This is a genomic window from Acinetobacter sp. YH16044 (assembly GCF_013417145.1).
Lineage (GTDB): Bacteria > Pseudomonadota > Gammaproteobacteria > Pseudomonadales > Moraxellaceae > Acinetobacter > Acinetobacter amyesii.
In genome coordinates, this window is sequence record NZ_VPEK01000001.1 from 92,486 (window position 1) to 108,061 (window position 15,576).

The 15,576-nt window shown below is 40.5% G+C and carries 17 protein-coding genes; 9 read left to right on the forward strand and 8 right to left on the reverse strand.

Going from position 1 to position 15,576, the window contains the following annotated elements; all coding sequences use genetic code 11:
* The first annotated feature begins 43 nt into the window (after positions 1 to 43).
* Positions 44 to 1,195 (forward strand): helix-turn-helix transcriptional regulator, encoded by a 1,152-nt coding sequence (locus tag FTV38_RS00390; protein ID WP_180020691.1) that lies wholly within the window; start codon positions 44 to 46, stop codon positions 1,193 to 1,195.
* Positions 1,196 to 1,233: 38 nt separating this feature from the next.
* Here FTV38_RS00390 and FTV38_RS00395 read toward each other — a convergent pair whose 3' ends face one another.
* On the reverse strand, positions 1,234 to 2,430 hold the full coding sequence (locus FTV38_RS00395) for a hypothetical protein (protein ID WP_179988557.1): 1,197 nt from the start codon (positions 2,428 to 2,430) through the stop codon (positions 1,234 to 1,236).
* Positions 2,431 to 2,674: 244 nt separating this feature from the next.
* Between FTV38_RS00395 and FTV38_RS18000 the strand changes: the two genes are divergently transcribed.
* Entirely contained in the window at positions 2,675 to 2,800 is a 126-nt protein-coding gene (locus FTV38_RS18000; RefSeq protein ID WP_257222683.1) for a hypothetical protein, read from the forward strand.
* 82 nt (positions 2,801 to 2,882) lie between these two features.
* Here the strand turns inward: FTV38_RS18000 and FTV38_RS00400 are convergent, their stop codons facing one another.
* Entirely contained in the window at positions 2,883 to 3,365 is a 483-nt protein-coding gene (locus FTV38_RS00400) for a copper resistance protein NlpE (protein WP_180007485.1), read from the reverse strand.
* 281 nt (positions 3,366 to 3,646) lie between these two features.
* On the opposite strand from FTV38_RS00400, the gene FTV38_RS00405 reads away from it, so the two are divergent.
* A complete protein-coding gene (locus FTV38_RS00405; protein ID WP_171262613.1) occupies positions 3,647 to 4,225 on the forward strand; it encodes a 1-acyl-sn-glycerol-3-phosphate acyltransferase in 579 nt (192 codons plus the stop codon).
* 80 nt (positions 4,226 to 4,305) lie between these two features.
* Here the strand turns inward: FTV38_RS00405 and FTV38_RS00410 are convergent, their stop codons facing one another.
* A complete protein-coding gene (locus FTV38_RS00410) occupies positions 4,306 to 4,635 on the reverse strand; it encodes a hypothetical protein (protein WP_078192963.1) in 330 nt (109 codons plus the stop codon).
* A gap of 190 nt (positions 4,636 to 4,825) precedes the next feature.
* Positions 4,826 to 5,563: a sulfite exporter TauE/SafE family protein gene (locus tag FTV38_RS00415; RefSeq protein WP_180020693.1), complete on the reverse strand. Its 738-nt coding sequence runs from the start codon at positions 5,561 to 5,563 to the stop codon at positions 4,826 to 4,828.
* A gap of 199 nt (positions 5,564 to 5,762) precedes the next feature.
* Here FTV38_RS00415 and FTV38_RS00420 point away from each other — a divergent pair, with 199 nt between their 5' ends.
* Complete coding sequence (locus FTV38_RS00420) at positions 5,763 to 6,260, forward strand: hypothetical protein (protein WP_180020695.1); 498 nt, start codon at positions 5,763 to 5,765, stop codon at positions 6,258 to 6,260.
* Positions 6,261 to 6,316: 56 nt separating this feature from the next.
* Here the strand turns inward: FTV38_RS00420 and rsmD are convergent, their stop codons facing one another.
* Together rsmD and mrdA are read right to left on the reverse strand one after the other, a co-directional pair.
* Positions 6,317 to 6,868, reverse strand: a complete 552-nt coding sequence (gene rsmD / locus FTV38_RS00425) for a 16S rRNA (guanine(966)-N(2))-methyltransferase RsmD (RefSeq protein ID WP_168378319.1) — start codon at positions 6,866 to 6,868, stop codon at positions 6,317 to 6,319.
* Positions 6,869 to 6,871: 3 nt separating this feature from the next.
* Entirely contained in the window at positions 6,872 to 8,914 is a 2,043-nt protein-coding gene (mrdA, locus tag FTV38_RS00430; RefSeq protein ID WP_180020697.1) for a penicillin-binding protein 2, read from the reverse strand.
* Between the two features lie 234 nt (positions 8,915 to 9,148).
* Here mrdA and FTV38_RS00435 point away from each other — a divergent pair, with 234 nt between their 5' ends.
* The 4 genes from FTV38_RS00435 (at position 9,149) to FTV38_RS00450 (ending at position 12,076) form a co-directional block, all read left to right on the forward strand.
* Complete coding sequence (locus FTV38_RS00435) at positions 9,149 to 9,667, forward strand: hypothetical protein (protein WP_180020698.1); 519 nt, start codon at positions 9,149 to 9,151, stop codon at positions 9,665 to 9,667.
* 64 nt (positions 9,668 to 9,731) lie between these two features.
* Positions 9,732 to 11,048, forward strand: a complete 1,317-nt coding sequence (locus tag FTV38_RS00440; protein WP_168378316.1) for a hypothetical protein — start codon at positions 9,732 to 9,734, stop codon at positions 11,046 to 11,048.
* An 84-nt stretch (positions 11,049 to 11,132) separates the two neighbouring features.
* Positions 11,133 to 11,792: an adenylate kinase gene (adk, locus tag FTV38_RS00445; RefSeq protein WP_180020699.1), complete on the forward strand. Its 660-nt coding sequence runs from the start codon at positions 11,133 to 11,135 to the stop codon at positions 11,790 to 11,792.
* Positions 11,793 to 11,878: 86 nt separating this feature from the next.
* Positions 11,879 to 12,076, forward strand: coding sequence for a hypothetical protein (locus FTV38_RS00450; RefSeq protein ID WP_180003963.1), 198 nt, complete (start codon positions 11,879 to 11,881; stop codon positions 12,074 to 12,076).
* 56 nt (positions 12,077 to 12,132) lie between these two features.
* Here the strand turns inward: FTV38_RS00450 and nth are convergent, their stop codons facing one another.
* Positions 12,133 to 12,822 carry an endonuclease III gene (gene nth, locus FTV38_RS00455; protein WP_180020700.1) on the reverse strand — a complete coding sequence of 230 codons (690 nt, stop codon included), beginning with the start codon at positions 12,820 to 12,822 and terminating at the stop codon, positions 12,133 to 12,135.
* 2 nt (positions 12,823 to 12,824) lie between these two features.
* On the reverse strand, positions 12,825 to 13,619 hold the full coding sequence (locus FTV38_RS00460) for an RnfABCDGE type electron transport complex subunit B (protein WP_180003967.1): 795 nt from the start codon (positions 13,617 to 13,619) through the stop codon (positions 12,825 to 12,827).
* 330 nt (positions 13,620 to 13,949) lie between these two features.
* Here FTV38_RS00460 and gdhA point away from each other — a divergent pair, with 330 nt between their 5' ends.
* Positions 13,950 to 15,296 (forward strand): NADP-specific glutamate dehydrogenase, encoded by a 1,347-nt coding sequence (gene gdhA / locus FTV38_RS00465; RefSeq protein ID WP_227591817.1) that lies wholly within the window; start codon positions 13,950 to 13,952, stop codon positions 15,294 to 15,296.
* Positions 15,297 to 15,576: the final 280 nt, after the last annotated feature.

Consider the following 15,576-nt stretch of genomic DNA (forward strand, 5'->3'; position numbering starts at 1 on the left):
AATAAATGTAATGCAGATTGGAGTAGGCATAAAGGGGATAAAAATGGATAACCGAGAACACGAAATTATAGGCAGTATTTATGATGCCGCTGTAGATGTGAATTTATGGCCGCAAGTAATTGAAAAAATTGTTCAATATACAGACAGTAAAACCGCCATTTTTACTGCCTTAGATCAATTTAGTCCAAGTTACGATTTTTTATTTAGTCACAATATTCCAGATGAAGCTTTGCATGCCTATCGTGATGAGCGGATTCGTGTGATTGACATGCAGTTACACCGAGTATTGTGGGAAAATTTAGGTGTGGGCCAAGTAGCGAGCTCGGATTTATCGCATTATGGGGAAAACCCTGAAAGTGATGAATATATCTTTTATGAACGGTGTTTGAATCCGACGGGAATTAGTTATATCTCGGCTGTTTTGCTCGATCAGGGTTCACATCGCTGGGCGGTTTTGGGATTACACCGTTCGCCAGATGTAGCGCCGTATCAACAAAAAGAGTTGGATTTTTTAAAGCATTTGGGTGTGCATTTACGCCGTGCTTTACAAATCCATCGTCAGTTTAGTTTGGTTAAACAAGAAAATTTAAGTTTGTATAGCGTGCTCGATCATTTAAAAACAGGTGTAATTTTGCTTGATCATCAGCTGAGTTTGACTTATTCAAACCCTTTAGCTCAAAGCATGCTGGAACACGATTCATGTTTAGATTTGGATTTGTATAATCGATTAAAAACCCATGCTTATGATCAAAGTCGTTTAGATCAATTATTACATTCAGCGTTGTTGGGACAGTCGGCATTAAACGCAGATGTAGGCGGTGTATTGTCTTTGTCAGATGCGAAAGGACAACAATTAATGCTGACTATCGTACCTTGTTCTAAATTAAAAAATATGCAGCATCAAAATGCAGGACAACATCAAATTGCGGTATTTCTGACCGATAAACATCAGCACTATGCCTTGTCTAAAGCCTATTTGCAGCAAGCTTATCAATTATCTAAACGTGAGTTTGAGTTGTGTGAGTTGTTGTTGAATGGTTATAAGTTAGAAGAAATTGCGGAACATTGCGGGATTACCCTCAGTTCGGTGCGCACTTATTTTAAAAATATTTATGAAAAAACCCAATGCAACTCGCAAATTGAACTTATGCATTTATTAATGGGTTGTACCATTCATTTTGAGCATATTGGTTAAAGCTGCCTAAGTTTGGCTTAGGCAGCTTTTGAATATGTTTAGTTACTACGTTGTAGGGTAACAGAGTCTTCGCCTTGCGGATGCAAGGTTAGGCTTGTTCCTGAGATGCTGTAAGTTGCATTCACTTTACTGCCATCCCAAGAGTCTTGTAAGCCACCGCAATCGTTGGTGTCATATAACACTTCTGTTGCGGCAAGTGTATTGGCTGTCATTGAATATTTGCCATATTCAATACCTGGGTTAGCGCAATCATCATCGCCTTCAGTGTCTAACAAGAAATAGAATCCTGTGTCAAAGAAAGCAAATAAATGAGTTTGATTAAATTGCCAAGTGCCGACTAAACCTGATGATTGTTTGACTTTAGTTAAAATATAGGTGCTATTACTTCCTACATCAGTCAGCACTAAATCTGTACCGTTATAACTTAGGCGGTAATGACCATCATTGTCTGGATGTGAAAGCCCGTAGTCTCCATTAGTATCTACTGAGATCACAGGGCTCAGCGCTGAAGTTAAAGCATTCCAATTTAGTCGTCCTGTTTCGATACCAGACTTCCCTGTTTCATCAGCTACATCTGCTTCACCTAGCGCATAACGTCCGTCTGGTAAAATATGTAATATAACAGCAGTGCTTTCAGTACGCCCAATTTCCCAAGTGCCTGCAATATCTTTATAGAAAGTGGCTTGGAAGTTTTCTGCAGCTTTTTCAGGTGTCACGATTCGATCTAGTGGGATATCGGTTTTAGGGATCACTTCATTGACAAACGTAGTTGAAAACTCTGCGGGTGTTTGCTCGAAATTCATATTCACAGCGGTTAAGGCTGTTTGAGTGTCTGCAGTAATTTCAATTCCATTGCTATGGTCGCCATCGCTATCTAAAGATTGTAAAAATACCATTAAGTTGGTACGGGCATTTTCACTTTCAGCCAAATCTAGTGGGGTAATACGTGCTTTAGCTTCAATGGCTTCACCAAGTTGCACATCACCAATAAAGAAGCGAACAGTATCACCCTCAGCATATTCAAACTCACCTTTATCATTGGTGATACCTTCAATACTTTCACCTGAACTCGAAGCTCTGAGATATTTAACCCCAGTTACAGGGCCATCGGTCAGTACACCAATCTGTGTTGCTGAACTAGGTGGCGGATTCTGATTGCTACCAGAATCATTGTCTGACCCGCCACATGCACTGAGTAAACCTGCTAAGGCTAAGCAAATTAACGTTTTTTTCATCACGAATTCCTTGTTATTCAAATTGTCATATCTGCAGTATAGAAATTAGATGAGTTTAGGAGCTATCCCAAAATTGGGAGGGTAAACACAAAAATCTGTGAGAAAAAATGAAGAAAAAACAATATTTTTGTGAAAAAGTATAATTTTTTGATTTTCAGTCACGGAAGATCCACTCGCCTATGTTAATTTGAAGAAAAATATTGCGTGTTTAAGCCCAATCGCCACCAGAAAGTGATCTTGTTCTATGCTGTCAAAATTTTTTATTGAACGTCCAATTTTTGCAGGTGTGCTCGCTATTATGGTGATGGCCGTACTTCACTTAGCGCTGCAATTGGTGTTGCTGGTGGTAGCGAAGTTGGTGGTCGTGTAGGTCTTTCTTATGTATTTGGCGGAAAATAATTAACCCGTTGATACATTTGGATTAAACAAAAAATCCTATTTAGAGTAAAACACTAATCAAGCTTTTTGGTGAGTTTAAGATTTACTTCAGGCATTTCTAGTTTTTCACCTTTATCACCACGAAGCTCAATAAAGTTTTCACCTACAAAGTAAATTCGATTGTCGCCCTCGGCATCAAGTTGAATCATCCCAGGTTGATCTGGCAAAAACTTAAAACTGCCTTTCACTTTATTTTCAGTGTTCGCAGGTTTACCTAAAAACTCTTGGCTGAGTTCATAGCTCTTATCAAGTTTGAGTTCAAGTTCAGTTTCAATCCCTTTGCAATCATGGCAAGGTAGAATCCCTTTATACTCACCAGCCCAATCAAGTGCATTTTCGGTGTTATCACCTGTGGCAATCGGGCTTTCTGAGGCAGCGTCCGTATTGGCAATGACATTATTATCTGGGGGTGTCGCAGTTTCAGATTCATTGCTGGTCTTTGAGCATGCCGTTAGGGTTGCACTGACCATACAGAGAGCGAGCATTAGTTTTTTCATGAGATTTATACACCGTACGTACCCAATATAATGCTAAGCGTGGCTTTTATTGCGCAAGAAAAATAGCCTATTCCTGTTAACAATTGTGTGTTTGGTTAATGGGTCAAAACTGAAATTTGTTTTTTAATAATTCGTAAATGAAAAAATATTGGTGACTTACCTAAAAGTGAACGCTAAAGGACATTTATATATTAATTGGTGAATAACTGAACAATATAGGCTTTTATAATTATTTTGCGTTGTTAAACTCTGCGGCATAGAAAAAACTGTCGGTGCAAATTGTGTTTGAAAAAACAGCGGAAAAAAGTCTGAACTTAATGGGGTGGCAAATTGATAACCATTGGGATTTAAATATTGACCAATGTGTCATGATTGCAGCGCCACATACCAGTAATTGGGATGCACTTTATGCACGCCTTGCCCTGAAAGCTTTAGGGGTTAATGTTCGTATCACGATTAAAGACAGTTATATGAAATTCCCGTTTGGGCCTTTTGTACGTGCCATGGGCGGAATTGGTATTAATCGTCGTCCAAAACAAGATGGTGAAGCTCGTCAAAGTATGGTTGAGCTGATGGCTGACTTGTTCAAGCATCATCCAAAATTGGTCATGTTGGTGACGCCAGAAGGGACACGCGCCAAACAAGAGAAGTGGAAAACTGGTTTTTACCATGTTGCTATGCAAGCGGGTGTGCCGATTGCTTTAGCCTATATGGACTATGCGCAGAAAAAGACTGGTGTGGGTAAAATTGTTTATCCTACAGGCGATTATGAAAAAGATATGGCTGAAATCATGGATTTTTACGCGCAAATACATGCCAAATTTCCTGAAAAATTCAGTGTCGATACACGCTATCATTAATCTAACAATCCAATAAAAAAGGACAGTATTGGCTGTCCTTTTTACGTTTAGATGATTCTGTTTAGATTTTTATATTGAATTTAATCATGAAAATCGGGATGGATACCGCCCAGATTTTGACATGCCGCCTTATAAATAATGTATTGCTGATCAACCACATCGATGAGCGGGATACGAAATAACTTTTCGCCTTGCTTATAGCTATCGATATAAGACACGACTTTTTGTTTACTTGATGCTAGTTTTTCTTCATGGAAAGTTGTAATCGAGCTATGAGTCATATGTGAACTTTCAATATTATTGCACTGAAAATGTGAGAGTAGTTTTTCAGCTTTTTTAATTTCGCTGGACGTGCCAAACATACAGCCGCTAAGCAGAGTTACACCTGCAAGCAGGATGAACTTTTTCATGGTTTTATTTTAAGCAAAATTATGAGGTGCAATATTCTATTAATTTTCGTCAGAAAAATTAATTACTTTTTTACCATTTGGCTAATTTTTATTTAAATGTGAACTGTGTCATTGTTACAAGATGTGAATATCTAACTGAGAAGGGGTTTTTCTAGAATGATTTGGACAAATATCTTTAGGTTTTGAGTCATCAGGTTAAGATACTCATCGTCACCAAGAAGCAGCCTGAAGAGAATAGAAGACCTAATACAATATGTTTAAATTGGCGTTCTGAAGTGCGATAAAAAAGTTTGGCACCAAAAATCACTGGAAAAGCCATAATCACCAAAAGCACGGCTAAATAGGGCAGATGTTCACGATGGATGATCCCTTGTAGCAGATAGCTAATGAGTGTGACGAGCTGAATAGCTAAATTGAAATGTCGCAAAATATAGCGTTGTTCTGTTTTGGGTGTATTTTTTAGTATAAGCCATGCAGAGGGTAATGCGCCGCAAAAGCCACCGAGACCACCCAAGATCCCAGCAATATATCCAATACTAGAATCCGCCCATTTCCCTGATTTTTGGATGAATGAAAATTTCGGATTAAAAAATAAAATTGGGCACCAAAACATTAAAAAAGCGCCCAAAACCAATTTAAATGTATCTGGATTAATGCTGTCTAATAAATAGGTACCGAGCGGTACACCTAAAATTCCTGCAATTAAATAGGGATAAATGATTTTTTTATTGATCGGAATGCTTTTACGTTCTGATGATAATGAGATGAAGTGGCTATAAACTGAAGCGCAGACCACCAATGGTGCGGCTATTTGCGGGGGAAGTATCCAAACCCAAAATGACATTGCGATAAGGGCGAATGCAAACCCTGTTAATCCTTGTACGAATCCCGCAAAGATGGCACCAAGAATAAAAATCAGACAAGTCATTAAATTACAGCTTTGAAATACGTGGCGCTATTGTAGTGAATTTTTCTATATAAATGTGGCTGACTGAGTAAATGTAGCAAAATTGGACCTCAAACCATGAATAAAACATGAATGTTTAAATACAGCAGATGTACACAGACTTCCGATTAAATTCATTTCGATAATTGAAAATGCTCTTCATCAAAAACGAGTGCTACACATGCTTAAACAAGTTGCTTTGCTATCTGTGGTTGCAATTACATTTACAGGGTGTGTCGTGGCGCCATTTGATGATGGCCGATACCAATCGAATCGATATGGTTATGCAAATCAATATGGTTATTCAGGTCAATATGGTGGTTCATACGGTCAGCGCTATGACTCAAGTCAGCGTTATGACCGCTCATATGGTCGAGTGAATAGCCCGCAACATCGACCAAACTCACCACGACCGAATTCGAATAACCGTCCAGACAATATATATAAACCAAATGCGCATAAACCAAATGCGCATAAACCGAATGTACAGAAACCTTCATCTCAGCATCCGTCAAATGTGCATCGTCCAAGCGCAAAGCCTCAGACGCCAGCTAAACCCAATACAAGTAAGCCCCAGCAGCAAAAACCACAGCAACAACGTCCTAAAGTAACGCCCGTGGATAAAGCTAAAACCCCAGGTGGATTTAACAGCCAGCGTCCACTTCGACCACAGGTTTAATGATTTTCAAGTAATAAAAAAGGACGCATTAACGTCCTTTTTTGTGTGCATTTACATTAAGCCTTTTTATATAAGCCTGCACGTACCGTACCTGCTTTGGTTTGTTTTATTTGCTGCCAACTGCTCGGGAGCTTTAACTGAGCAAGATCACGGTCAGCTTCGATATAAATTAAACCATTGTCTGCAATGCACGGATCGACCAATTCAGCAAGTTCTTGCCATAAATCAAGACTATAAGGGGGATCTAAGAAAATCAGATCAAATTGATCTTTCAAGTTAGGAATGGCTTGTTGTGCCGTCATGTTTTTGAGTTGCACACGTTGTTTGCTCACCCTTAAGAGTTCTAAATTGTCCATGAGAAACTTCGCTTGGGTGCGATCAGGTTCAATTAAAACGGCTTCTGCTGCACCACGTGAGAGTGCTTCAAACGATAATGCCCCTGAACCTGTACAGAGGTCGAGGACTTTGGCATTTTGAACATCCCACATGAGCCAGTTAAATAATGTCTCGCGGACACGGTCAGGTGTAGGGCGTAAACCGTCAATACTGGCAAAAGGTAATTGACGACGCTTCCATTCACCACCAATGATTCTTAATTGATTTTTCATGAATTATTCCTCATCGGTTGCATGTGCTGCACTGGCAGCACGAGGTGTTGTATTTACACTATTCGGTTGTTGAGTGGCACTGTTGTTCTGCTGAGCTGTTGGGCTCGCATTTGGATCGGCTGATAAAATATTCGAGCCGCTTGGTAACTCACTCGGTTTTAGACCTGCAGTCATGAGACCACCGCTAATTTGATGGCTTGCAGGACGAATTGGATTCTTTTTACGTGTTAATAACCAGTAGTCAAACATCGGTTTCGCAATTTGAGCAGCAGAACCACCGTGACGACCATTTTCCCAAACGACTGCAATCGCAATTTCAGGTTTTTCCGCAGGGGCAAAACCAACAAATAAACCATGGTCAAGCTGACGCTCTGTCAATAAGGACTCGTTATAACGTTTACCTTGGGCAATACTTTTAACCTGTGCGGTCCCTGTTTTACCTGCTATTTGATACATTGGGGTACGAATACCACGACCTGTTCCTGTTTGAACCACATCAATCATGGCATCACGCATTTTGATCCAATCATCTGGCTTACCATTAAATTGAATGCGACCATTCGGGGCGTTATGGACTTTGTGAACTTTAGCACCTTTACTCTCACGCAGAACGTGAGGTGTAACATGAGAGCCTTGATTGGCAGTAATGGCAGTCGCCATCGCCAGTTGTAATGGTGTTGCAGTAAAAGCACCCTGACCAATACTGACAGAAATGGTTTCACCTTTGAGCCAGTTGGACTTCCGTGTGCGGAGCTTCCATTCAGGATTTGGATATAGCCCCGTACTTTCACTTGGTAAATCTACACCGGTTTTTTCACCGAAGCCAAACTGACGCATCCAAGTATTCATTTTTTCAATGCCCATGCGATAGGACAAGACATAGAAGTAGGTATCGCAGGAAATGACTTGAGCTTTGTGTAAATTAACTGAGCCATGACCAGTTTTTTTGTGGTCACGGAAACGATGGCTGTCACCCGGAAGCGTGAAATAGCCCGGATCGGAAATGGCAGTACTCCAATCCACTAGACCATAATGAATACCACCTAGACCAAACATTGGCTTAATCGTTGAACCCGGTGGATAAGCCCCTTGCACAGCACGGTTATATAATGGCTGATCGAGGCTATCACGTAGTTCAGAATAATCTTTGCTGCTAATCCCAGTAACAAATAAGTTAGGGTTAAAACTTGGACTAGAAACGAGAGCAAGAATTTCTCCAGTACGTGGGTCAATCGCAACAATCGCACCACGTCGGTCTGCAAGCTGCTCTGAAGCGACCATTTGCAGTCCATAATCTAAGGATAAATATAAGTCATTACCACGAATCGGATCTTTACGACCTAAATGGCGTAACACATTACCAAAGGCATCAGCTTCAACCGACTCATTGCCCGGCATACCATGTAAAAGTTCTTCATATGATTTTTCAACGCCAATTTTACCGATCAGGTTTGAGCCAGCGTATAAATCTTTATCAATCGTTTTTAGTTCTTTGTCATTAATACGACCTACGTAGCCAATCACATGGGCAAACAGTTCGCCATGTGGATAGTAGCGAGTCATTTGGGTCTCTATATTGACACCCGGGAATTGATATTTCACCTCACTAAAACGGGCGATATCATTTTCATTTAAATTCAGTTTAATCGAAACACGTTCAGTCTTTTTAGAGGTTTTAATCCGACTTTTGAAACGTTCGATGTCTTCATCAGTCAGTTCTAACAGAGGCGTTAAGCGCTCTACCGTATCATCAATGTCTTCAACATCCGCACGGCTCATGGTTGCTGAGAAAACCGGATAATTATCCGCTAATAACACACCATTACGGTCATAGATATAACCACGAGAAGGTGCAAGCGGTTGCAATCGAATTCGGTTTTGATCGGCAGCAGTCGAAAAGGTCTCATAACTTTTGATTTGCAAATATGCATATCGTGCCACAAGCAACAGCATAAAGAAGGAGACAATCCCTATCGAAATCACCACGCGATTACGATAAATCCGCTTTTCTTGCTGGACATTTTTTAAAGGATAATGCTGCTTCATACGCGATCGACTTAAAGACTGAGAGCTAAAATAACGGAAGAGACATATTCTAGCGCAACTGACATTTTTTTGATAAATAAAAAAGACTCTGCTGTGATTGCAGTCTATATTTTGACTTTGCAGACATGAAAAATATGGGGCTTTGTGTATAACAGTTCATATTATTCTGCTAAAGTCGAAACGTATAAAAAAGGAATATTCCAAAAAATAATACTAAGGAAGTTTGTGAAAACAATGAATAAATTATATCCATTGCTTGCATTTATGATGCTCGGAAGCATCGCACATGCCAATGACAATTCATTTTTACCTGAGGCAAAGTTAACAGGTAAGGGTTATCAACCATGGAATGTTGGAGCAGGTTTTACTCAAAAAATTATTCACGTGAATGGTGAGTGGGTAAACCCATATGGCATTGCCTATGCAAAAGCTGGTGTTTTCTTGAACGATGATAAAACACCTGGTGGGCAAGTCGGCTTTCGTTACCCCGTTCATTTCACTGGCAAAGATAAAAATGGTTATTATATCGGAGCTTATGCGGGCCACATCGACTCCAAGAAAGTAGATGGTGAAGATGAAGCGCGTTTAGGTGGTGGTATCGATCTTGCTTATGTGATGTTGAGTGCCGAGCGTATTAGTACGTTTAGTGTAGGCATGGGTGCGGGTGAAAAATTAGAAGACAAATCAGGTAATGTGATTGTGGAAACCGAACCGAGACTACAAATCTCATATACTTTAAGTTTTGGTTTGTAGTGAAAATAATCAACTTTATTTTATAACCGCACTCACTGAATAAAATTAAATATGGAAGTTATGCATGCTTGAGTACGTTAACGAATTGTGGCAAACCTTTTTGCAACGTCCCGATTTTTGGGCTGTGCTGAGTATTATCCCCGTTACCGCATTCGTTACCTGGGCACACGTTTGGATGGCACTGAAAATGGTGTTTTACCCGATTACTTTCTGGGGATTCCATTTAGGTCCATTACCCGTGGGATGGCAGGGAATTGTGCCAAGAAAAGCTGGACGTATTTCTGGCATTATTACGGATAACACATTGTCTAAATTGGGTTCCTTACGCGAGTTTTTGGATGCAATGGATCCTGAGGATATGGCGCGCATCATTGGTGAACAAGTTGGCTTTGAGCTTGAGCATTTGATTGATGAAGTCATGCTAGACCGAAATGCGGTGCTTTGGGAAAACCTACCGTATTCAATTAAACGCCGTATTTATGCCCAAGCACATAAACAGCTGCCAAATACCTTAAAAGAACTCGTGACCGAACTGACCATGAACGTAGAGTCACTTGTTGACATGCGTGAAATGGTGGTGAGTCAAATGGAAGCGGATCGTCTCTTGATGGTGCGGATGTTCCTTAAAGTTGGCCAGAAAGAAATCAACTTTATTTGGCATATCAGTGCCTTGATTGGGATGTTCTTTGGTATCTTCCAGATGATCGTTTGGTTTGTGGTGCCATGGCATTGGACAGTTCCATTTTGGGCAGCAATCTGGGGCTTTTTGACTAACTGGATTGCCATCTGGATGGTATTTAATCCCATTGAGCCGCACCCTGTTAAGTATTTACAATTATTTGAATTAACTAAAGATCGTAAATTCCCTTGGATTAAACCTGTGATTCCACGTATTGGAACGTACAATGTTCAAGGCGCGTTTATGAAACGCCAAGAAGAAGTTTCGGATGTATTCGCAAGTGTAGTCACAGAAGACCTAATTACGTTAAAATCTATCATGACCGAAATGATGTATGGCGGGAAGAAAGATAAGACCCGTCGCATTGTGAAACGTCATATTAATGAAATTATGGAATCTCCACTGGTTCGTACCTCATTACAGTTGTCTTTAGGTCCAAAAGAGTACGCAAAACTCAAGACAGACTTGATCGATCGCTCAATTGAAATTACGATGGTGCCTGTATGCGACCCTGCGTTTAATGCGAGCCGTGCACAGAAAATCTTTCAAATGTTTAGAGACCGTATTCGTGAGCTAACACCGAAAGAATTTCAAAATCTATTACGTCCTGCATTTCAGGAAGACGAATGGATTTTAATTGTCTTGGGTGGTGTAACCGGTTTTATCGCGGGTACAATACATTTGTTTGTGGCTTTCTTATAATTAGATGCTGGAAGACGATCTGAATCTTGGGTTCAGATCACTACATAGCGTCATATACAATGTTTAAAATGAGGATGTTTTTTTATGCGCATTATATTACTCGGACCACCTGGAGCAGGTAAAGGTACACAAGCTCAGTTGATCTGTAAGCGCTACGATATCCCACAAATTTCAACCGGTGATATGCTCCGTGCTGCGATTCGTGAAGGTACTGAATTAGGTCTACAAGCTAAAAGCGTCATGGACAATGGCGGCCTTGTATCTGATGAGCTTATTATTGGTCTTGTTAAAGAACGCATTGCTCAACCTGACTGTGTTAACGGCTGCATTTTCGACGGTTTCCCACGTACGATTCCACAAGCTGAAGCGCTTGAAAACGAAGGTATCAACATCGATCACGTGATTGAAATTGATGTACCTGACGAAGAAATCGTTCAACGTTTATCTGGTCGTCGTCAACACCCTGCATCTGGTCGTGTATATCACACCGTTTACAACCCACCAAAAGTGGAAGGTAAAGATGACGAAACTGGTGAAGACCTTGTTCAACGTCCGGATGACCAAGAAGCAACAATTCGTAAGCGTTTAGGTTCTTACCACGCTGAAACTGAGCAATTGGTTGGTTTCTACCAAGGTCGTGCAGCTTCTGGCGAAAACGCACCGACTTATGACAAATTAAATGGTCTTCGTCCAATCGATCAAGTTCAAACTGATTTGTTCGCGATTTTAGATCAGTCTAAATAATTCAACTTTTTTGAATTTTTGACAATCAAAGAGTCCTACTGCATAGTGGGGCTCTTTTTTTATGTGGCTTTTAGGGCGAATCTGTTATGAAATTTGCTTTGGTTATAATGGTCATCATCGCTGTGGCGGTGTTATTGGGCTTATTATTTGTCAGCTTTAAAATGTTGCGTAAGGTGCAAGTGGAAGAAGCAGAGCAAGCTAAACTGAGCCCGAAGCAATATCGCTTACATCCAAAGCTGCAGCAAGAGCTTGATAAAAAACAAAAAGAACAAGATAAAAATTAAGCATCAACTCGATCAATTGATTCTTACAAATTCCATCTACCCCGAAATTGAAGAGATTAATCTTCAATTTGGGTGGTTTTAATCGGTCTTAATGCACCAAACTCATACTTATCATTCCAATTACATACATCAGACACGATACATTCATCGCATTTGGGTTTGCGGGCAATACAACAATAGCGTCCATGTAAAATCAGCCAATGATGTGAATCGACGATAAATTCTTTAGGAATCACTTTGACGAGTCGGTGTTCGACTTCCAGAACATTTTTGCCGACAGCCAATCCTGTACGATTACCTAAACGAAAAATATGTGTATCAACGGCCATGGTCGGTTGACCAAAAGCAGTATTCAGCACCACATTTGCAGTTTTACGACCGACACCGGGTAAGGCTTCCAAATCTGCACGATTATTCGGAACGATGCTGTTGTGCTTCTCAATGAGAATCTTGCAGGCTTTAATGACATTTTCCGCTTTTGAGTTATACAGGCCAATGGTCTTGATATATTCCTTCAGTCCGTCAACACCTAACGCATAAATAGCTTCAGGAGTATTTGCTACTGGAAAAAGTTTATCTGTGGCTTTGTTGACACTGACATCTGTGGCCTGAGCAGATAGGGTAACAGCCACTAAAAGTTCAAATGGACTACTATAATTGAGTTCAGTTTTCGGGTTGGGGCGTTGCTCACGTAAGCGTTCAAAAAAAGTTTGAATTTGCTTCTTAGTCATGTTTTTAACAGCCATGATTAAGCCCCTTGCAGTTGTGTTAATTGTTGCGTGAGCGTATGGAGTAACTCACGTTTTTTTGCATCGTCTCGAACACTCAGTTGTTTTTCTAATTTCTTAATTTGTGTACGAATTTTTGCAAGTTCAATGGTGGTTTTTGCATCGAGTTGAACGACTGGCGTAGCAGGTTTTTCCACGACTTCAATGACCGGTACTGAGTCTGTCTGGGTCGAAAATTGGGCAAAAAGTTCCGTATCAATTTCTGCGCGTACAATAGGGCCTTTACGATGAATTCGGCGCTTTTCCTCACGCTGAATATGTGCATAGTAGCGGCGACGTAAATCATTCTGTTCTGCGATTCGAACAGGTTCAGATGGCACTTGATCAAGCTCTTCGACAAGGTCGATACAATCCACTGGACACGGTGGGATGCAGAGTTCGCAGCCCGTACATAAATCCGTCAAGACCGTATGCATCAATTTGCCTGAGCCAATAATGGCATCAACAGGGCAGGCACTGATACATTTGGTACAACCAATGCATTCATCCTCACGAATCACGGCTTTGACCCGTTGCGGGCGCCCATCACTTTGGATGGGCCAAACACTGGCTTCTGCTGTTAAGTGTGGACGATTTAATAACGCTGCTAGTGAATCTGCCACAGGTTGACCACCGGGTATACATTTATTGGCTTCTTCTCCTTCACTGATGGCTTTGGCATAGGGTAAGCAGCCGTCTCGGTGTCCACAAAGTCCACATTGAGTTTGTGGCAATAGGGCATCAATTTGTTGGATGAGGGAAATTTCAGAAGTCATGGGTAGTCGCGAGTACAAATGAAGGCAGTGAAAAACCAAAGAGGACGTTGAATTCTAGCATGTTTCAGTATGAATTGCTGTGCGCAAAAATGGGTCTATAGATGCATCATAAATGAGCAAAATAATTCATTAAAATATTCCTAAAAGTAATAATATTTATAACTAAAATATCTGATTAATCAATTTAAATCGCTGTTCTTTAAAGAATTTAAAGATTTTTTAAAAAAACTATTGCTGATTAGTTACAAAAGATATTTAATATTTTGCGCCAAAATATATCTTTGATCAAAATTGTGATCAATTTTGATCCATACATCTGCTGAGGATTAAGTGTTGAAATATAACAGCCTTAACGACTTCCTAGACTACGTTAAAACACGTGATGAACATCAACCTGAATTTCTTCAAGCTGTTGAAGAAGTGATGACGAGCCTTTGGCCATTCATCGAAAAGAACCCACAATATGCTGACTACGGTTTGCTAGAACGTCTTGTTGAGCCTGAGCGTGCAATTCAGTTCCGTGTTTCATGGGTAGATGACAAAGGTCAAACTCAAGTTAACCGTGCTTTCCGTGTTCAATACAACTCAGCAATTGGTCCATTCAAAGGTGGTATGCGTTTCCACCCATCAGTGAACCTTTCAATTCTTAAATTCTTAGGTTTTGAACAAACTTTCAAAAATGCCTTAACTACACTTCCTATGGGTGGTGGTAAAGGTGGTTCAGATTTTGACCCTAAAGGTAAATCTGAAGGCGAAATTATGCGTTTCTGTCAAGCATTAATGATCGAGTTATACCGTCATCTTGGTTCTAACACTGACATCCCAGCGGGTGACATCGGTGTAGGTGGCCGTGAAGTGGGCTACATGGCTGGTATGATGAAAAAATTAAGCAATGACACAGCATGTGTGTTCACTGGTAAAGGTTTAACTTTCGGTGGTTCACTTGCGCGTCCTGAAGCAACTGGTTACGGTACTGTGTATTTCGCTGAGGAAATGCTGAAAACTCGTGGCGACAGCTTTAAAGATAAAGTTGTAACGATTTCGGGTTCTGGTAACGTTGCACAATACGCTGCTGAAAAAGCAATGTACTTGGGTGCGAAAGTGGTTTCACTTTCTGACTCAGCTGGTACTGTATACGTGAAAGACGGTTTCACAACTGAACTTCTTGCTGAAGTAATGGAATTGAAAAACGTTAAGCGTGGCCGTATTTCTGAATTTGCATCTAAGCACGGTTTTGAATATTTAGAAGGTCAACGCCCTTGGTCAATCAAATGTGATATCGCACTGCCATGTGCAACTCAAAATGAATTAGATGAAGCTGATGCTGAAGCTCTTCTTGCTAATGGCGTAATCTGTGTTGCTGAAGGCGCAAACATGCCATCTACTTTGGCTGCAGTTGAGAAATTCGTTGAAGCGAAAATTCTTTATGCACCAGGTAAAGCTTCAAATGCAGGTGGTGTTGCAACTTCTGGTCTTGAAATGTCTCAAAACGCAATTCGTTTGGGTTGGACTTTCGAAGAAGTTGACGAGCGTCTACACGCGATCATGAAAGAAATTCACCGCAACTGCGTGAAATACGGTACTGAAGAAGATGGTACTGTGAACTATGTAAACGGTGCGAACATTGCAGGCTTCGTAAAAGTTGCTGACGCAATGCTTGCTCAAGGCGTTTATTAAGTTCTCCGTAAGTTGAACTGAAAACCGAGGCTCAAGCCTCGGTTTTTTTATGGCTTAATGGTGTGGAATATATTGGATTGTTAATTAGTGCTCATCAGGGTAAGTTGGATTTCGCTATCCATAACACTGAAGTGAAAATTTAAGGGTTGGTCGAGCAAACGTTTAATATGAAGCCCTAGCTGATGTAACTGTGTGCAGAACTTCAGAGTACTCCCTACATCTCCTATAAAACGCAAAGTATGCTTTTCTACATCATAATTGTGGCCAATGTAATTACAGC